The 19,222-nt window shown below is 50.4% G+C and carries 18 protein-coding genes; 8 read left to right on the top strand and 10 right to left on the bottom strand.

Annotated features, from left to right (window positions below):
- The first annotated feature begins 262 nt into the window (after nt 1–262).
- Both ygjJ and ygjK read left to right on the top strand, forming a co-directional pair.
- Nucleotides 263–1,312, top strand: coding sequence for a protein YgjJ (gene ygjJ, locus RHD99_RS10270; protein ID WP_309879136.1), 1,050 nt, complete (start codon nt 263–265; stop codon nt 1,310–1,312).
- Between the two features lie 9 nt (nt 1,313–1,321).
- Complete coding sequence (gene ygjK, locus RHD99_RS10265; RefSeq protein WP_309878674.1) at nt 1,322–3,694, top strand: alpha-glucosidase; 2,373 nt, start codon at nt 1,322–1,324, stop codon at nt 3,692–3,694.
- 78 nt (nt 3,695–3,772) lie between these two features.
- Here ygjK and RHD99_RS10260 read toward each other — a convergent pair whose 3' ends face one another.
- Nucleotides 3,773–4,024 carry a GlsB/YeaQ/YmgE family stress response membrane protein gene (locus tag RHD99_RS10260; RefSeq protein ID WP_183269498.1) on the bottom strand — a complete coding sequence of 84 codons (252 nt, stop codon included), beginning with the start codon at nt 4,022–4,024 and terminating at the stop codon, nt 3,773–3,775.
- 229 nt (nt 4,025–4,253) lie between these two features.
- Here RHD99_RS10260 and ycgR point away from each other — a divergent pair, with 229 nt between their 5' ends.
- Entirely contained in the window at nt 4,254–4,985 is a 732-nt protein-coding gene (gene ycgR, locus RHD99_RS10255) for a flagellar brake protein YcgR (protein ID WP_183269499.1), read from the top strand.
- Here ycgR and emtA read toward each other — a convergent pair whose 3' ends face one another.
- Nucleotides 4,986–5,594 carry a membrane-bound lytic murein transglycosylase EmtA gene (gene emtA, locus RHD99_RS10250; RefSeq protein WP_183269500.1) on the bottom strand — a complete coding sequence of 203 codons (609 nt, stop codon included), beginning with the start codon at nt 5,592–5,594 and terminating at the stop codon, nt 4,986–4,988. It lies immediately after the preceding gene.
- Between the two features lie 113 nt (nt 5,595–5,707).
- On the opposite strand from emtA, the gene ldcA reads away from it, so the two are divergent.
- Both ldcA and RHD99_RS10240 read left to right on the top strand, forming a co-directional pair.
- Nucleotides 5,708–6,646, top strand: coding sequence for a muramoyltetrapeptide carboxypeptidase (ldcA, locus tag RHD99_RS10245; protein WP_309878673.1), 939 nt, complete (start codon nt 5,708–5,710; stop codon nt 6,644–6,646).
- Nucleotides 6,647–6,716: 70 nt separating this feature from the next.
- A complete protein-coding gene (locus RHD99_RS10240; protein ID WP_270145045.1) occupies nt 6,717–8,447 on the top strand; it encodes a potassium/proton antiporter in 1,731 nt (576 codons plus the stop codon).
- A 38-nt stretch (nt 8,448–8,485) separates the two neighbouring features.
- Here RHD99_RS10240 and dadX read toward each other — a convergent pair whose 3' ends face one another.
- Entirely contained in the window at nt 8,486–9,559 is a 1,074-nt protein-coding gene (gene dadX / locus RHD99_RS10235) for a catabolic alanine racemase DadX (protein WP_309878672.1), read from the bottom strand.
- 20 nt (nt 9,560–9,579) lie between these two features.
- A complete protein-coding gene (locus tag RHD99_RS10230) occupies nt 9,580–10,878 on the bottom strand; it encodes a D-amino acid dehydrogenase (protein ID WP_183269504.1) in 1,299 nt (432 codons plus the stop codon).
- 326 nt (nt 10,879–11,204) lie between these two features.
- Here RHD99_RS10230 and RHD99_RS10225 point away from each other — a divergent pair, with 326 nt between their 5' ends.
- Nucleotides 11,205–12,740, top strand: a complete 1,536-nt coding sequence (locus tag RHD99_RS10225; RefSeq protein ID WP_183270259.1) for a SpoVR family protein — start codon at nt 11,205–11,207, stop codon at nt 12,738–12,740.
- A 78-nt stretch (nt 12,741–12,818) separates the two neighbouring features.
- Here RHD99_RS10225 and fadR read toward each other — a convergent pair whose 3' ends face one another.
- Nucleotides 12,819–13,538 (bottom strand): fatty acid metabolism transcriptional regulator FadR, encoded by a 720-nt coding sequence (fadR, locus tag RHD99_RS10220; protein WP_183269505.1) that lies wholly within the window; start codon nt 13,536–13,538, stop codon nt 12,819–12,821.
- A 295-nt stretch (nt 13,539–13,833) separates the two neighbouring features.
- Here fadR and nhaB point away from each other — a divergent pair, with 295 nt between their 5' ends.
- Together nhaB and dsbB are read left to right on the top strand one after the other, a co-directional pair.
- On the top strand, nt 13,834–15,399 hold the full coding sequence (gene nhaB, locus RHD99_RS10215; protein ID WP_309878670.1) for a Na(+)/H(+) antiporter NhaB: 1,566 nt from the start codon (nt 13,834–13,836) through the stop codon (nt 15,397–15,399).
- 267 nt (nt 15,400–15,666) lie between these two features.
- Complete coding sequence (dsbB, locus tag RHD99_RS10210; RefSeq protein WP_309878669.1) at nt 15,667–16,197, top strand: disulfide bond formation protein DsbB; 531 nt, start codon at nt 15,667–15,669, stop codon at nt 16,195–16,197.
- Between the two features lie 48 nt (nt 16,198–16,245).
- On the opposite strand, the gene RHD99_RS10205 is transcribed toward dsbB, so the two are convergent.
- The 5 genes from RHD99_RS10205 to RHD99_RS10185 all read right to left on the bottom strand — a co-directional run bounded on the left by RHD99_RS10205 (nt 16,246) and on the right by RHD99_RS10185 (nt 19,165).
- Complete coding sequence (locus RHD99_RS10205; RefSeq protein WP_309878668.1) at nt 16,246–16,482, bottom strand: putative hemolysin; 237 nt, start codon at nt 16,480–16,482, stop codon at nt 16,246–16,248.
- Nucleotides 16,483–16,553: 71 nt separating this feature from the next.
- On the bottom strand, nt 16,554–16,730 hold the full coding sequence (ymcF, locus tag RHD99_RS24075; protein ID WP_442865678.1) for a cold shock small protein YmcF: 177 nt from the start codon (nt 16,728–16,730) through the stop codon (nt 16,554–16,556).
- A 95-nt stretch (nt 16,731–16,825) separates the two neighbouring features.
- A complete protein-coding gene (ycgN, locus tag RHD99_RS10195; protein WP_183269512.1) occupies nt 16,826–17,272 on the bottom strand; it encodes a cysteine cluster protein YcgN in 447 nt (148 codons plus the stop codon).
- Nucleotides 17,273–17,359: 87 nt separating this feature from the next.
- A complete protein-coding gene (locus tag RHD99_RS10190; protein ID WP_183269513.1) occupies nt 17,360–18,019 on the bottom strand; it encodes a fumarylacetoacetate hydrolase family protein in 660 nt (219 codons plus the stop codon).
- Nucleotides 18,020–18,097: 78 nt separating this feature from the next.
- On the bottom strand, nt 18,098–19,165 hold the full coding sequence (locus tag RHD99_RS10185; protein ID WP_374708482.1) for a lytic murein transglycosylase: 1,068 nt from the start codon (nt 19,163–19,165) through the stop codon (nt 18,098–18,100).
- Nucleotides 19,166–19,222 lie beyond the last annotated feature (57 nt).

Here is a 19,222-nt window from a genome sequence, read left to right as displayed (position 1 = left end):
TTAATCCTAAGCCTGCGTCCCTGCGGCGCAGTGCCTGACGGGTAACAGCTTAATGTCATATCTGACACGTGTATACCCCTGTCTGACGCCCCTTCAGCGATGTGATCTGCTTATCGATTTCGTCACTTAAGTTTATTTTAAGTGTATTTTTTAGTAAATATTTAACTAAACTACTTTCCGTTAAGCTGGCGTGACGGAATGAGTGTCGCCAGAAAAATCATAAAAATAACAAGGATTGTATTGAGTGAACAAAACGTTATCTATGGCATCTTTAGCATTTCTGCTGGCCCCCACAGGGACATTACTGGCGGCGGAAGCTGTTGTTCCTGCCGAGCATCAGACTCCCGAGCCCCCTGCTCTTACGGCGAAATCCTCCGAAACAGCATTTCGCTTCTACGGCGAGATGGGCCTGGGCGGGAGCGTGTACCTGAACGGTGATGATAAACATAAATATAGCGATGGCACTTATATTGAAGGCGGCCTGGAAATCAAACATGGCAACTGGTTTGGGTTGCTGTATGGCGAAGGCTGGACGGTGCAAGCCGATAGCCAGGGCAACGCCTGGGTGCCGGATCACGGTTGGGGTGGCTTCGAAGGCGGGATAAACCGTTTTTACGGCGGGTATCGTACCGATAAAGGGACAGAGTTTATTCTCAGTGCACGAAATGACTCCTCTCTTGATGATTTGCAGTGGTGGGGAGATTTCACCCCCGAATACGGTTATGTCATTCCCAATACGCGCGATCTGACTTACGCCGCCAAAGTGCAAAACCTGACGGGGGATTTCCGTTACAGCATTACCGCAGCACCTGAAAGCCGCGTTGATGAAAGCACCGCGCTGTTGCACTTCGGTAAATATGATCGCTACTCAGATAAATACACCTATCGGGCAATGATCAATGGCTATCTTCAATACGACATTCAGGAAGGGTTGACGCTGCTGAACGGTCTGGAAGTGACTGACGGCACTGGGCAACTCTATCTGCTGGGATTACAGGGAAAAAATTTGGCCGGGCGTGTCTGGCATCACACTGGCAAAGGCGATGGGAACAACCCTGGTAGCGAAACAGGGATGATGGTTAGCGGCATGGTGGAACCCACCAAAGGGCTCTATTTATCCACCGCCTGGAGTTACGCGAAACATCTGCTTGATAACGCCGAGGACCAGACCACCTCTTTCGCACAATTCGGGGTCTGGTATGAGTATTGCGATGGCAAATTCGCCACCGCGCTAGACAGCCGCTTTTATCTGCATAACGACACAACGGATGCCAGCAACTCGGTATTCCTGATGCAATATTTTTACTGGTAAGGAAACGTCATGAAACGATTACATCGTCTTGCTCCACTCGCCGTACTGTTGATTGTTGCAGGCTGTAGCACCAAACAGGCTGACACCACAGGTTTAAAGGCTAATCAGTTCCACAATGTTATTGACCGCACGGGCGCGCCACAGGCGATGCTCGATTATGATTTTGATGAACATCAGCGTTTTAACCCGCTATTTGACGATGGTGCGTGGCATGGGCATTTGCTGCCAGCAAACAGTGAAGGTATGGGCGGATTCCCTGGTCCCGCGCTGCTGACCGAAGAGTACATCAACTTTATGGCGAACAATTTCGATCGCCTGAGCGTGTATAAAGACGGTAAGAAAGTGGCGTTCACCCTGCAGGCTTACAGCATTCCTGGCGCGCTGATTCAAACGCTGAGGGCACCTGGTATCACGGTAAAAATGACGCTGCGTTTTGTGACTTCTCGCACCTCGCTGCTGGCCACGGAAATTACCACCGACACCCCGCTTGAGCTGGTGTGGGACGGCGAACTGCTGGAAAAATACCATCTGCAGGAACAAAAACCGCAGTCAAACGAGACGATTGATCAGGCATTCCCTGATTACACCCGTACCCTACACGCCACAAAAGATGGCCTGAACGTGAACTTTGGTAAAGTGCGCTCCGATTCGAACCTGATGACGTCCGGTGAGTCGCAGTACCAAATCCACAAAACGCTGCCGATGAGCACCCAAATCAACGGCCATCGTTTTGTTGCGAAGGCAAACATTGCGAGTTCTACCACGATCTACACCACTTATTCGCATCTGCTGACCGCAGCGGAAGTGCAAAAAGAACAAGCCAAAATCACGGATATTCTCAAGCATCCACAGCCGTATCTCACGGCGTCTGAACAACGCTGGGAGGGCTATCTGAACAAAGGATTAAACAATCCTGATGCCACAGCGGCCCAGACTCGCGTCGCGGTGAAATCGATTGAAACGCTTAACGGCAACTGGCGCGGCGTCGCAGGGGCAATGAAGTTTGACTCGGTCACACCGTCTGTTACCGGGCGCTGGTTCTCTGGCAACCAGACCTGGCCGTGGGACACCTGGAAACAGGCTTACGCGATGGCGCATTTTAACCCTGACGTAGCAAAAGATAACATCCGTGCTGTGTTCGCGTGGCAAATCCCGGTCGATGATCCGGTTCGTCCGTGGGATGCGGGGTTTGTGCCAGATCTGCTCGCCTATAACACTAACCCGGAGCGTGGGGGGGATGGCAGCAACTGGAATGAGCGCAACACCAAACCGAGTCTCGCCGCCTGGTCGGTCATGGAAGTGTATAAAACCACGGGCGAGAAAGCCTGGCTCGAAGAGATGTATCCGCATCTGGTGGCTTATCACGACTGGTGGTTACGCAACCGCGACCACAATAGCAATGGTGTGCCAGAGTACGGCGCAACGCGCGATAAAGCGCATAACACCGCCAAAGGTGAAATGATCTTTACCGTTAAGCGCGGTAACAAAGAACAAAAGATGGTCGGCCTGGAGAACTACAACCGCGTTTTGCGCAGCGGAAAATATGACAGTATCGATATTCCGGCGCAGGTTGCGGCAGCCTGGGAATCAGGGCGTGACGGTGCGGCAGTATTTGGTTTTATCGAACCAGACCAGTTGCAACGTTATCTCGAGAAAGGCGGTAAACGCGAAGACTGGCAGGTGCTGTTCGCTGAAAACCGTGCCGCAGATGGCACCTTGCTTGGCTATTCATTGCTACAGGAGTCGGTAGATCAGGCAAGCTATATGTATAGCGACAGCACTTATCTGGCACAAATGGCAGATATTCTGGGTAAACAGGATGATGCGCAGAAATTCCGTAGCCATGCCAAAAAACTGGCCGATTACATCAACACCTGTATGTTCGACGACGCGACCGGCTTCTACTACGACATCCGCATTGAGAACAAACCTCTGGCGAATGGTTGTGCGGGCAAACCTATTGTTGCACGTGGCAAAGGGCCGGAGGGCTGGTCACCGTTATTTAATGGTGCCGCGACCCAGCAACATGCCGATGCAGTCGTGAAGGTGATGAAAGACCCGAAAGAGTTCAACACCTATGTGCCATTGGGCACCGCGGCCCTCACCAATCCGGCATTCGGGCCTGATATTTACTGGCGCGGACGTGTTTGGGTCGATCAGTTCTATTTCGGTCTAAAAGGGATGGAGCGTTACGGTTATCGTGCCGATGCCGTCGAAATGGCGAATCGCTTCTTTGCCCATGCTAACGGGTTGATTACCGACGGTCCCATCCGCGAGAACTACAATCCGTTAACCGGTGAACAGCAAGGTGCGCCAAACTTCTCATGGAGTGCTGCGCATCTTTATATGCTGTACAACGATTTCTTTACCCAACAGCCGTAAACGTAAAACGGCCCCAGAAATGGGGCCGTTGAGTGAGTTCAGCCAACGCCGAAGCAACTTCAAGTATGACGGAGAGTGTTAGCGTCGAACCATTCGATAAATAATCAACACAATAATTGCGCCTGCAACGGCTACCAGGAAACTCGGTAGGTTAAAGCCCGTTACACTGCCTCCGATATGAAGAAATGTTGCGATCCAACCACCAACCACAGCACCGATAATCCCCAAAATACACGTCAGGATAAAACCGCCGCCGTCTTTACCAGGCATAAGAAGTTTTGCGATGACACCAGCTATCAAACCGAAAATGATCCAGGCCAGAATACCCATGTTGAACGTCCTCTTCTTTATTGTTTGTGGTAACAAGTCAAAACCCACGTAATCTTCCACCGGGTTCTGTCTGTCGGTACGCTAAGTATATACCTGCCATAGAAAAACGTGACCGACATCACTAAGTTATTGAATTTATCGCCATAAAACCTTGAGATTTATCTTAAGTTTTTTATTTTTCTGCCGATAAATTTTCTTACAGCTTTCAAAACACAACATGGACCTGGCCTTGAGTAACTATAACGAGCATTTTCTGAAACAAAGTCCTCTGGCAGTATTAGGCGTGTTACGTGATCTCCATAAAAACCAAGTGCCAATTAGAATCAGTTGGCAATCAGGGCAATTTATTACCAAAATCCTTGAGGTTACCGCAGCAGGTTTGATTGTGGATTTTGGCAGCCAGTCGCAGGAAAACCAGGCCGCGCAAAAAGCAGCGAATATTCAATTCACCGCTGAAACAGAAGGCGCGAAGGTAGAATTTACTTTGCCGAAAATACAGCCGGTGAATTACCTGAATTTGCCAGCATTCCATGCCCCAATTCCACCGACGTTGTGGTTCGTGCAGCGCCGGGAATATTTCCGCATTACGGCCCCCCTTCAACCCTATTATCTCTGCAATACCACGTTGCCGAATGGCTCTCCTTTCCAGTTCAGACTTTGTGATTTGTCACTGGGTGGGATGGGTGCATTGGTAGACGGGCCGCTCCCGGAAGGGCTGAAGGACGGTATGCGTTTTTCTCAGGTTGAACTCGATTTAGTGCAGTGGGGAAAATTTCATTTTGATATGCAGTTAATCACCTTATCTGAACGTAAAGTGATCGACAGTAAAAACCAGACTATCAGCACCCCACGGCTGAGTTTCCGTTTTCTTAACGTTAACCCCGCCGTGGAGCGCCAGTTGCAGCGTATTATTTTTTCGCTGGAACGTTCGGCCCGCGAAAAGGCAGGCCGGATTAAGTAATTACATCGCGTTTAACGCTTTAGACACTTTATACAAATATCGCGGTGCTTGCGGTGCCGGGTGATTCTTAGCGATGTATTCGTAAAACTCGTCTGGGCTCAGGTCATTGATCTCATCAATGGCCTTTTTACGATCGGATGAGAACGTCCTGAGCAATGCGCCCGCACCGTTAGCGTACGAAGCCAGCAAGGCATACTGCATCGTTTCTGGATCTTCTATACCCGCAAGAATGCCGTGTTCAAGAATGCTCAAATACGCGGTACCAATCGAGATATTACGCGCGGGATCTTTCAGTTCGCTGGTTGACGGCTGCCCGCCCCAACCCAGATGACGGTATACATCTTTGCCCGCCGTTGACGCTTTAATCTGCATCAGACCCACGGCATTAGACTTACTGACCAATGTCGGGTTGCCACCGGACTCCACTGCAATAATTGCCGTCACCACGCGCGGGCTAACACCCCACTCTTTCCCCGCTTGCTCGGTTATCGGCATCCAGGTTAATGCGCGTTGTACCGGTTTTGTTGGGTCCCACTCAGGTTGTTTAGTTGTATGACTTGAACAGCCCGCTAATAACAAAATCAATACAATCAGCCATCTTTTATTCACGCATCTATCCTTATATTACTGAGCCGTTATTACCGCGATTCGTCGTTACCGGCGGGTGACAACCACCGTTTCAAGCGGCATGATAACCAATTCACTTTACGCAAGGAAATGCCATGACCACGTTTCGATTGATTGCCCCTTCAGGATTCTGTGTTAATCAAGCTGCAGCCGCTCGCGGCATCGAGCGCTTGAAAGCCTCGGGTCACCGGGTTGAGAACCAATCGGTGGTGACCCGGCGCTTCCAACGGTTTGCCGGAACGGACGACCAACGCCTGGCGGATATTCAGGATTTATCTGCATTGCCGCCAGAATGTGACATTGTACTGGCGGTTCGTGGCGGTTATGGGGCAACTCGTCTGCTTGAGAATATCGATTATTCAAGCCTTGGACGTGCTTTTGCTGAACGGACACCGATAATTTGCGGCCACAGCGATTTCACTGCAATACAGTTAGCGCTTCTTTCCCAAACCGGGACGATAACATTCAGCGGACCTATGCTCGCCGGTAATTTTGGCGCAGAGGAGTTAAACCGCTTCACCTGGCAGCATTTCTGGCAAGCGATAACCGAACCTAAATTTACCGTGAGCTGGCAGAGCGCCACGCCAGCCTGTACGGCGAGCGGTACGCTGTGGGGCGGAAATCTCGCAATGCTGGTATCCATGATAGGTTCGCCGTGGCTCACCGTGATTGATGGCGGCATTTTAGTGGTTGAAGACATTAATGAGCATCCATTCCGTGTTGAGCGCTTATTACTGCAACTTCATCACGCGGGAATTTTAGCGCGCCAAAAAGCGCTGATTCTCGGCAGTTTTAATGGGGCCACGTTAAGCGATTATGACGGTGGGTATGACTTCGACGAAATGTGCCAGATGTTACAGCAGCGTTTGTCGATCCCTGTGCTGCGCGGATTACCGTTCGGGCATGAACCCGAAACTGTCACTCTGCCGCTGGGTGCGTACGGAGAACTGCATCACGATGGGCAAACTGCCAGCCTGACCGTCAGCGGTCATCCCGTTATTAGCCAAAAAAAGCCACATGTGGGCACCAGATAGCACAATTAATCAATGCTTTCCGTGGTAACATTTCGAAACGAATGGCACAGGTAAAAGGAGAAAGATAATTTTGGACGCAGGGGCGATAGTCAGTCTGTTTATTTTAGGTTCCGTACTGGTAACTTGTAGCATCTTATTGAGTTCTTTTTCCTCTCGTCTTGGTATCCCCATCCTGGTTATTTTCCTCGCCATTGGCATGTTGGCGGGGATCGACGGTATTGGCGGCATTCCCTTTGATAATTATCCTTTCGCTTATCTAATCAGTAACCTGGCGCTGGCGGTGATCCTGCTGGATGGCGGCATGCGTACCCAGGCCAGTTCGTTTCGAGTCGCACTTGGCCCAGCACTTTCACTTGCCACAGTAGGCGTGTTAGTGACGTCGGGCTTAACCGGCATGGCCGCCGCGTGGTTGTTTAATCTCAACTTAATTGAAGGTTTGTTGATTGGCGCAATCGTCGGTTCAACCGATGCGGCAGCCGTTTTCTCATTACTGGGTGGGAAAGGACTTAACGAACGTGTCGGAGCCACGCTTGAGATTGAATCGGGCAGCAACGATCCAATGGCGGTGTTTCTGACCATTACGCTTATTGAGATGATCCAGCATGGGCAAACCGGCCTGAGCTGGATGTTCCTCATGGATATCATTCAGCAGTTTGGCCTCGGAATTGTACTGGGCCTCGGCGGCGGTTATCTGCTGCTGCAAATGATCAACCGAATTACGTTGCCGCAAGGTCTGTATCCGCTGCTGGCGTTGAGCGGCGGGATTATGGTGTTTGGCATTACCACGGCACTCGACGGCAGCGGGATTCTGGCGGTCTATCTTTGTGGTTTCCTGCTGGGCAACCGCCCGATTCGCAGCCGCTTTGGGATTTTGCAAAACTTTGATGGGCTGGCGTGGTTCGCGCAAATCGGCATGTTCCTGGTTCTGGGGCTGTTGGTCAATCCGTCGGATTTGCTGCCGATTGCCATTCCTGCCCTGCTCCTGTCTCTGTGGATGATTTTCTTTGCCCGTCCGCTCTCGGTGTTCCTCGGGCTGCTGCCGTTCCGTGGCTTTAATTTACGGGAACGGGTGTTTATCAGTTGGGTGGGATTACGCGGCGCGGTGCCGATTATTCTCGCCGTATTCCCGATGATGGCTGGCCTTGAAAACGCCCGTCTGTTCTTCAATGTGGCGTTCTTCGTGGTGTTGGTCTCGCTGTTATTGCAGGGTACGTCACTGGGATGGGCCGCTAAAAAAGCCAAGGTGGTTGTACCGCTCGTGGGTTGGCCGGTTTCTCGCGTGGGTCTGGATATTCATCCGGAAAACCCGTGGGAACAATTTGTTTACCAACTCAGCGAAGATAAATGGTGCATTGGTGCCTCCCTGCGCGACTTGAATATGCCGAAAGATACACGCATTGCCGCCCTGTTCCGTGACAATGTACTGATGAATCCGGGCGACCGCACGCGGTTACAAGTCGGCGATGTGCTCTGCGTGATTGGCCGTGAGCGTGACCTACCCGCGCTGGGTAAAATGTTTAGCCAGTCACCGCCAGTGTCGCTCGATCAGCGCTTCTTTGGTGACTTCATTCTCGAAGCCAACGCCCAGTTTGCTGATGTCGCGACCATTTATGGGCTTGATTTGGATGACAGTGTGAATACGCAGCAAACGCTGGGCGAGTTTGTGGTGGGCATGCTTGGCGCAGCCCCCGTAGTCGGTGACCAGGTTGAGTTTGCAGGCATGATTTGGACAGTTGCCGAGAAAGAAGATAACCAGGTGCTTAAAATCGGTGTACGCGTAGAAAGCAACGAAACCGAGTAGTCATAATAAAGGGCGGGAGACCGCCCTTTAGCTCATCACTAAGACTGCGTCACAACCGGCACACGAGGTGCCAGCGCACACATCAGTTCGTACCCTATCGTCCCCGCAGCATGGGCGACGTCATCAATTTTGACCTCGTTACCCCACAGTTCTACAGGGCTACCAATCCCGGCTTGCGGACACGGTGTGAGGTCGACCGTCATCATATCCATCGAAATGGCTCCCACCGTGTGCGTTAACACACCGTTGACGCGCACGGGTGTTCCGTCAGGGGCATGGCGAGGATAACCGTCAGCATAACCGCAGGCGACGATCCCAATACGCTGCTCGACCTGAGCCCGATAGCGGCTACCGTAACCCACCGTGTCTCCTGACTTTAAGTTCTGGACACCAATGATTTCGCTTTGCAGGCTCATCACCGGTTGTAAACCGCTGGTTGCGACATCGCACCATTGGCCGGTTGGCGATGCACCGTACAACACAATCCCTGGGCGAACCCAGTCGAAATGCGCTTCAGGATGCCATAGCGTTGCTGCAGAGTTAGAAAGTGAACGAGGGCAATCTATGCCCTCAGTGGCCTGCTCTATGCGTTTCATGGGTTCTGTGATGCCGTCCGGTTGCTCGGCATCGGCAAAATGTGCCATCAACGTTAACTGGCCAACGTTGGCAATCGCCCGCAGTTGTTGCCAGATAGAGTGCACCCGCTCAGGACTGAACCCGAGGCGGTTCATGCCACTGTTCATCTTCAGATAAACATCCAGCGGTGCCTTAAGTTTGGCATTCGCCAGCGCCTTCACCTGCCAATTACTGTGCAGACTGGTGGTGAGGCGATACTGGTCAAACAGCGGCAGTTCATCAGCATGGAAAAAGCCTTCGAGCATCAGAATTGGCCCTTTCCAGCCGCGTTCGCGGAGCAAAATAGCCTCTTCGAGATTGAGCATCGCGAAACCATCGGTTTCACCCAATGAAGACCAGATGCGTTCCAGCCCATGACCATAAGCATTTGCTTTGACGACCGACCAGACTCGCGAATGAGGGGCAGCCTGGCGAACAACCTGTAAATTGTTACGCAGCGCGCTAAGTTTCAGCGTCGCAACAATAGGACGGGACATTGTCCACTCCTTTATTGATATTAGTTATGCGCGTTATGCAGCCGCCGTGAATCTGTCGGAGTGAATCCTGGGGAATAGCGTGCAACCGCGAGATCGTCGAACGGGATCGCCGGTGTTCTTCCAGAAATTAAATCACTTAACATCTGACCCGAGCCGCAGGCCATCGTCCAGCCCAGTGTTCCATGCCCGGTGTTGAGCCATAAATTCTTGAACGGTGTACGCCCGACAATCGGTGTGCCGTCTGGCGTCATAGGACGTAAACCCGTCCAGAACGTCGCCTGTTCAACGTGCCCACCGCGCGGGTAGAGATCGCGCACCACCATTTCCAGAGTTTCACGGCGAGGTTTCAGCAACTCAGTGTTAAACCCGACAATTTCCGCCATTCCACCGACACGAATCCGTTGGTCAAAGCGCGTGATCGCAATTTTGTATGTCTCATCGAGAATAGTCGAAACCGGAGCGCCTTGCTCATCGGCAATGGGGATGGTCAGAGAGTACCCTTTGAGCGGATAGACAGGAATATCAACGATATTTTTCAATAAACCGGTGGAGTATGAACCGAAAGCGACCACATAAGCGTCGGCTTTCACCACCTCTTTACCGCACTGCACGCCATAAATATTTTGGCCTTCATACAGCAGACGATCGACTGGCGTATTGAAACGGAACACGACGCCCGCCTCGGCAGCCATGCGTGCCAGATTCTGCGTGAACAGTTGGCAGTCGCCTGTTTCGTCATTAGGTAAGCGCAAGCCGCCAGTCAGTTTATGGGCAACATCAGCTAATGCAGGTTCGACCTCAGATAAACGATTGGCTTCCAGTAATTGATATGGCACACCGGCATCGTCGAGTACCGCAATGTCTTTCGCCGCGTTTTCAAACTGCTGCGCCGTGCGGAACAGTTGCAGCGTCCCACCCTGCCGGCCTTCATATTGAATATTGGTGTTATGGCGCAGCTCTTTCAGGCAATCGCGGCTGTACTCCGCCAGGCGCACCATACGGCCTTTGTTTTCCATGTAATGACGCATGTCGCAATTACGCAGCATTTGCAGCATCCACTTCAGCTGAAATTGCGTGCCATCAAGGCTGATGGCCAGCGGTGCGTGGCGTTGGAACATCCATTTAATGGCTTTAAGCGGTACGCCCGGCGCAGCCCAGGGTGCAGCGTAACCCGGTGAGATTTGCCCGGCATTTGCCGCGCTGGTTTCCATAGCTGGCCCCGCTTCCCTGTCGATAACCGTGACATCATGCCCAGCCTGGCGCAAATACCAGGCACTGCTGACACCAACAACACCACTTCCCAGCACCACAACATGCATAACCATTCCACCATTTAGCTAAAAGAATAATCTTCTGATTACAAATTGATAACCCAGATGAAAATGTTATTCAACATATGGCTTTATTATAGTGACTTTCCTCACATCCCAGGCTGATATAACTGGGTGGCAATAATTAGAATCTCCTGCGAACGAATATATTTTCCGCAGCATATTACTCTGCGTGAATTGCAAATAGCGGGGTGTTCAGATGAGTAAATCGTGAGGAAAAAATTTTGCTTGCAGCGGATAAGTTTCAGGAGTTGTCTATTCTTGAAGGTGAGGCTTTCCATCCAGAGAGAGCCGCCAACAATGAGGGCGCGCTGATGGCTATTGTTACTGATTCCGCCACAAAGGATTCTAAACGTCTAAGTGATGGACCAGACTGGACGTTCGAGCTGCTTGATGTCTATCTCGCCGAGATTGACCGGGTAGCCAAACTCTATCGGCTGGACACCTATCCTCATCAAATCGAAGTGATTACCTCCGAGCAAATGATGGATGCTTATTCGAGCGTCGGGATGCCGATTAACTACCCACACTGGTCGTTTGGTAAGAAATTCATCGAAACGGAACGGCTTTATAAACATGGGCAGCAAGGGCTTGCCTATGAAATCGTGATTAACTCGAACCCGTGCATTGCGTACTTGATGGAAGAAAACACCATCACAATGCAAGCGCTGGTTATCGCCCACGCCTGTTACGGGCATAACTCTTTCTTCAAAAATAACTATTTGTTCCGTAGCTGGACGGATGCCAGCTCGATTATCGATTACCTGATTTTCGCGCGTAAATACATTACCGAGTGCGAAGAACGCTACGGCGTGGACGAAGTTGAACGCCTGCTCGACTCTTGCCACGCGTTGATGAACTACGGCGTTGACCGCTATAAACGTCCGCAGAAAATTTCGTTGCAGGAAGAGAAAGCCCGGCAGAAAAGCCGCGAAGAGTATCTGCAAAGCCAGGTAAATACACTGTGGCGCACGTTGCCGCGCCGTGAAGAGGAAAAAACGATTGCAGAAGCGCGTCGTTACCCCTCTGAGCCACAAGAAAATCTACTCTACTTTATGGAGAAGAATGCTCCGTTACTGGAGTCCTGGCAGCGCGAAATTTTACGCATCGTGCGTAAGGTGAGCCAGTATTTTTATCCGCAGAAACAGACCCAGGTGATGAACGAAGGTTGGGCAACGTTCTGGCACTACACCATTCTTAACCATCTGTATGATGAAGGAAAAGTGACAGACCGCTTTATGCTTGAGTTCCTGCACAGCCACACCAATGTGGTGTTCCAGCCGCCGTACAACAGCCCGTGGTACAACGGGATCAACCCGTATGCACTCGGCTTTGCCATGTTCCAGGATATTAAAAGGATTTGCCAGTCGCCAACGGAAGAAGATCGCTACTGGTTCCCGGATATTGCCGGTAAAGATTGGTTGGATACTCTGCATTTCGCGATGCGTGATTTTAAAGATGAAAGTTTTATCAGCCAGTTCCTGTCGCCGAAACTGATGCGGGATTTCCGTTTGTTTACCGTGCTGGATGACGATCGTAATAATTACCTGGAAATTGCCGCTATTCACAACGAAGAAGGTTACCGGAAGATCCGTGCTGAACTGTCGGCACAGTACAATCTGAGCAACCTTGAGCCAAATATTCAGGTATGGAATGTCGATTTACGCGGCGACCGTTCGCTGACGCTGCGTTACATCCCGCATAATCGCGCACCGCTGGATAAAGGGCGTCGAGAAGTTCTCAAACATGTGCACCGTTTGTGGGGCTTTGACGTGACGCTAGAGCAACAAAATGAAGATGGTAGCGTTGAGTTGCTTGAACGTTGCCCTCCTCGCCTTAACAGCCTGTAACCGGCATTTAACAGCCATAAAAAAACGCTTCCTTCGGGAAGCGTTTTTCGTATTACAGGGGATGAAAAAAATACCAGATTAACGGCTGTGCATCGCCAGGTCGCCCGGTAAATTTTTCTGCATCCGATGCCAGATTTCACCACTTTCACGCCCGTAGGTACGAACGGTATCAAAGACCTGATCGTGCAATCCTTGTTGGCAAATTTCTGCCAAACGGTGATAGAAACCTAACGCCAGGCTACGCGCTTCAGGGCTTGAGAAATAGTGACGCCCGATACGGGTATACAATCCTTTCATTCCATTGAGGATCAATCCGTAAATCGGGTTCCCGGAAGCGAAGGCAAGTCCGCGGAAAATGTTGTAGTCCAGCTTCGCAAACGCATCAGCGTGGTCTTCAACACTGTTCGCCGTCGCCAATACTTCTTGCGCTTTATCTGGATGCTGACGAACAGCCGTGCGGATAAAGATAGTCGCGATATTGGTTCGAACGGATAACAGGTTATCAATCAACTGCGGCACGCTGTCGTGATCGAGACGGGCCAGCGTTTCCAGAATGTTTAAACCTGAGGTTTCCCAGAAGTTATTCACTTTGGTCGGCTTGCCATGCTGAATCGTTAACCAGCCATCACGCGCCAGACGCTGAAGCACCTCGCGCAATGTGGTACGGGTGACGCCAATGAGCTCGGATAACTCTCGTTCAGCCGGAAGAATGGTTCCCGGAGCGAAGCGGTTATTCCAGATACTTTCGATGATATATTCTTCCGCGAAACCCGCTGGGCTCTGCGCCTTAATGACCATAGTATGCTTTCCATTACACAGGTTTTGCTAAAGAGACTCATCATACCAGATGCCATGCGGCGCAGGTAGCAGCGACAACCGCCAAAAGCGGAATCATGGTTTAATTTTGCACGCAATCACACTCCCTAAGCATTTTCCTATGCCTTGATTGATATCTTGCGCACGAGTAACCTGAAACCACTTATTTAATCGCAACTTTATATTTATCCGATATATTCAATATTGTTAGAGGTATGTGAATCACCTCTTCTGTTCTTTGATGTATGACGGGTAACAGGAGCATGAAAAATTCACGATGGAAATGTCTACTGGTCGTGCGCTTTATCGCAACTTTTTAGGTCAATCTCCGAATTGGTATAAGCTGGCTTTACTGACTTTCTTAGTCGTTAACCCTTTGATTTTTTGGTTTATTAGTCCGTTTATTGCGGGCTGGCTATTAGTTGCAGAGTTTATCTTTACCCTTGCAATGGCGCTGAAATGCTACCCATTACTGCCTGGTGGTTTGTTGGCGTTTGAAGCGGTGTTCATCGGCATGACAAGCGCCGATCATGTGCGAGAAGAAATCGCCTCCAACCTTGAAGTGTTGTTGCTGCTGGTGTTTATGGTGGCGGGCATCTACTTCATGAAACAGCTTCTGCTGTTGGTATTTACTAAATTACTGCTTGGCATTCGCTCGAAGATTTTACTTTCTCTCGCCTTTTGTATCGCAGCAGCCTTTTTATCGGCCTTCCTTGACGCGCTGACAGTGGTTGCCGTCGTTATCAGTGTGGCAGTGGGTTTCTACGATATCTACCACCGCGTCGCGTCTACGGGCGATTTAGAGAATGATATTCAGGATGACACCCTTCTTGATGCTGATCATCGCAGCACGCTGGAGCAATTTCGGGCGTTTTTACGCAGCCTGATGATGCATGCAGGTGTGGGCACCGCGCTGGGTGGCGTGATGACCATGGTTGGTGAGCCGCAAAACCTGATCATTGCGAAAAATGCCGGTTGGCATTTTGGCGATTTCTTACTGCGCATGGCGCCAGTCACCATACCGGTTCTCATCTGCGGGTTGTTCACCTGTGTGCTGCTGGAATCCACTAAAATCCTGGGTTACGGTGAAAAGCTGCCGGAGAAAGTCCGTGGCATCTTGCAGGACTACGATACGAAGAGTGCGCAAAAACGAACTCGCCAGGACAGCATGAAACTTATCGTTCAGGCATTGATTGGCATATGGCTGGTGATTGCGCTGGCGCTGCATTTGGCCGAAGTGGGGCTAATCGGTTTATCGGTGATTATCTTCGCCACTTCACTGTGCGGCGTGACCGATGAACACCAGATAGGCAAAGCCTTCACCGAAGCACTGCCCTTCACTGCTCTGTTAACGGTGTTTTTTGCCGTCGTCGCGGTGATCATCGACCAGCAACTGTTCACGCCGGTCATTCAATTTGTATTGCAGGCCGAACCGCATTCGCAACTGGCGCTGTTCTATTTGTTCAACGGTATCTTGTCATCCATTTCCGATAACGTGTTTGTTGGAACCGTTTATATCAACGAAGCGAAAACCGCGCTGACCCATGGCATTATCGATCTCAAACAGTTTGAGTTACTTGCGGTGGCGATTAACACTGGGACAAACTTGCCATCCGTTGCCACTCCGAACGGTCAGGCTGCGTTTTTATTCCTGCTCACCTCGGCACTGGCACCGCTGATCCGTCTCTCTTATGGCCGTATGGTGCTGATGGCGTTGCCGTATACGCTGGTACTGACAGTGGTCGGATTGTTGTGCGTACAGTTTACTCTGGTGCCAGCAACAGATTGGATGATGCAAGCCGGATGGATTTCTTCACCCATCATGAACGGTTTACCACATTAATCTAAATTTACGGGCAGCCTGCTGCCCGTTTACTTTTTTGTCTGATAAACATCCAATTAGCGTGTTATTTTGATGTGCCTACTGGCGCGGAAATCGAATTCGTTTACACTGCCGACTCATTACATATATACCCAAGTTGCTTCAAGATGCAGCCAGGCGGCAATCAAATGAATCCCAATGAGCTTACTCAAGTAGGTGATTCGGGTGCAGGAGAACAGCCCCCCCCCTTCATCTTGTAGGGCGACGGGTATTGCAGGGATACTAATTATGTTGCGATATTTAAACCAATGCTCCCGCGGGCGAGGTGCCTGGCTTCTTCTGGCATTCACTGCTTTCGCTCTGGAAATGGTGGCATTGTGGTTCCAGCACGTCATGATGCTGAAGCCTTGTGTAATGTGTATTTATGAGCGTTGCGCATTGTTTGGCGTGATGGGTGCAGGCATTGTCGGGGCAATTGCGCCGAAATCACCGTTACGTTTTGCAGGAATTGCACTGTGGATCTACAGTGCCGGGAAAGGTCTGCAGTTGGCGTGGGAACACACAATGCTGCAACTTCATCCTTCACCATTTGTGACCTGTGATTTTGCGGCTCGTTTCCCAAGTTGGCTGCCACTGAATAAATGGTTGCCGCAAATCTTTGTCGCGACAGGCGATTGTGCCGAACGCCAGTGGGTTTTCCTGTCGCTGGATATGGTTCAATGGTTGGTAGGCATATTTGCCGTATTCCTGGTGATTGCCGTGCTGGTGTTGATCGCTCAGCCCTTCAAGCCAAAACGTCGAGATCTGTTCGGTCGGTAAGTTCAGGCTCCAGGAAAACAAAAACCCGCCTCGGCGGGTTTTTTATTATTAGTGGTCGCGACGATAAAGCGTCCACTGGTCAATGCGTTCACCACTCGGCAATAAGCAATCACCGCGTTCACCCAAATCGGTTTTCACCGTTCTCAGTTCACCGCCTTTTTCTATGCAGTAGACTGACGCCGGGTTCGGCATGCCGATAACCTGAGGCGGTTTGGGGGAAACAGGTTCGGGCGATGAACAGCCACTGAGTAAGAGTGTCCCGAGCAGTAGTGTTATTTTTTTCATTATTCCTCCGTTATGGAGGCTGAATGGTAACAGTGCAGAACTGGGGAAAGCAAAATCAGCGGCACACGCTCTTATCGAGCAGACACGTTATGTTGATGAATCGCACTCATCGGACGATGAAGGAGGTGCATCCCTGATTTACAGAAGATACAAACAGCGCCATGGGGATTTGTTTCTCGGACATCGTAGGGGGAAGTGCGATACTGTGAACCGCCACATGACGGACACTTAAATGTTAAATATTGGATAAAAACCTACTTTTACTTGTTATTGAAAGAACACCGTATCACAAAGAATTTACTTTGTACGATTTATTTTGGTGTTCTGCGATGACGCCAGTGATTTAGTCTGCCCACTCCGGTTTGTTCAGGATATGGTCTTGCCAGTCACGAACTTCAGACTCTTTAACGGCGATGTGTCTTACCGAAATACGCTCGCCGTGCATGGCAGCTTTAGACCCCGTCAACAACGGATGCCATGCAGGTAAATTATTACCTTCTGCTAACAGACGATATGCACAGGTGTGCGGCAACCATTCGAAGGTCGGCAGGTTGTCGCGCGTGAGCTTGATACAGTCTGGTTCGTAGTCAAAGCGACGGGCATAGTTTTTACACTGGCACGTTTTGATGTTCAGTTGTTTACAGGCGACATTGGTGAAATAGATTTCATCCGTATCTTCATCCATCAATTTATGCAAACAGCACTGGCCGCAGCCGTCGCAGAGAGATTCCCACTCCGCGTCACTCATTTCGTCAAGTGTTTTGCACTGCCAGAACGGCGCTGTAGTCATGATGGTGTCCCGTAATAAAAACAAGCGCACCTTATAAACACTCTGAGCCTGAGATGCAAGTTTTGCCGCCCGCCGGCGGCAAATTGATTATAGAACACGCGTGGTCAGACTGTGGTTAGCGAAGCTAACTTCGAGTTCATCACCGCTGCTCAGCGGCCCAACGCCCTCCGGGGTGCCAGTGAGAATGACATCTCCGGCACGTAAGGTGAAGTATCGACTCATGTACGCAATTAACGGGACAATCTTGTGGATCATATCGGAGGTACTGCCCTGCTGGCGGATTTCACCATTGATCTTTAAGCCGAGCGCGGTATTTTGCGGATCGCCGTTAAATTCACTGGCTGGAACAAAACCAGAAATCGGGCACGAATTATCAAACCCTTTGGCCTTTTCCCACGGTTGGCCCGCTTTTTTCAGTTTGCCTTGTAAATCACGCAACGTTAGATCAAGCGCTACGCCGTATCCCGCAATAGCCTTACTCACATGTTCATCCGTTGCCTTTCTCAAGGTTGAACCAATCAGAATCGCCAGTTCTACTTCGTGGTGAACAGAACCAAAATCCTGAGGCAGAACCAGAGGCTGACGAATATCGCACAGCGCACTTTCAGGTTTAATGAACAGCACCGGTTCGTCTGGTGTCGCACTGCCCATCTCTTTGATATGTTTTGCGTAGTTACTCCCTACACACACTACTTTGCTGACCGGAAAATCCAGCAGCGCACCCTGCCAATTATGATGCTGATACATGCCTTTCCTCTGCGTCGTTGTGTTAACTGCATTTGATACTAGAGAAAAAAAACGCCACTGAATACTGATGAATCTACGTTATCGTGCGATTGCATCCGCCATCATACCGATGCTTATCGCAAAGTAGTAAGAACGGTTCCAGTGCATAATTGTGCGGAAGTTGTTGTAGACCAAAAATGAACGCCCCTGATTGTCCTCCGGTGTCACGATCCAGGCTTTTTGTTTAGAGGCGTGCAACGGCGTTCCATCTTTATGTGTGATACCTAATTTCTGCCACTGACTGACGGTTTTGCCCTGGTTGGTTTTAGTGCCCGCAATGGCGCTATCGAAATCCTTTGGTAAGACGACCTCTTTGCCCCATGAGCCCCCCGCTTTCCAACCTTCTCTTTTCAGGTAATTGGCTGTGGAAGCAAAAACATCACTGGTGCTCTGCCAGATATCAATTTTACCGTCACCATCGCCATCAGCACCGTAATGCAGATACGAAGTAGGCATAAACTGGTTCTGCCCCATTGCACCTGCCCACGAGCCTTTCAGCTCCGTGACGTTGACGTGCCCCTGATCGAGAATTTTCAAAGCCGCCATCAACTCTTTTGTGAAAAAGGCTTCCCGTCGTCCTTCAAAGGCAAGCGTTGCAAGGGCAGAAATGATGTCTTCTTTTCCCTGTATTTCACCAAAATGACTTTCCATCGCCCACAGCGACACGATGTACTGGCTTTGCACCCCAGTCCGTTTACTGATTTGCTCTAATTCGCTTCGATGCTGCTGATACTGCGCGCGCGCCTTTTCAATCTTTTCCGGTGTAATAACCCGCGTCAGATATTCATCAAGCATGATTTTCTTTTCAAGCTGGTTCTGGTCAGATTTTATGACCCGATCAACAAAATGGACGTTTGCGAATGCGCTGTTGATGGTGTTGCCGCTAATGCCCTGCGCCCTGGCCTGCGCTTTAAGGGTTTCAACATAAGCGGGGAATTCGGCGGGATCACGCCCCTGCTGTGCAAGTGTGACTGGCGCAGGTGCAGCTTCAGACTTAGGTGCAATCGGTGTGTTAACAAGGGATTGCGCCTGCTCCTCGGCGGATGTTGCGCTCAAAATGCTAAGCATAAAGGCGATGATCGTTAAACAAATTGCTGGAGTTTTCATCATTTTCCCCGCGGTGATTTGTTCTAAGTATCATCTACCTTTATGTATAGGAAAGAT

The organism is Buttiauxella selenatireducens, assembly GCF_031432975.1.
Classification (GTDB): domain Bacteria; phylum Pseudomonadota; class Gammaproteobacteria; order Enterobacterales; family Enterobacteriaceae; genus Buttiauxella; species Buttiauxella selenatireducens.
Note: the sequence above shows the minus strand (reverse complement) of the source record. Positions and strands in the feature narration are given on the sequence as shown.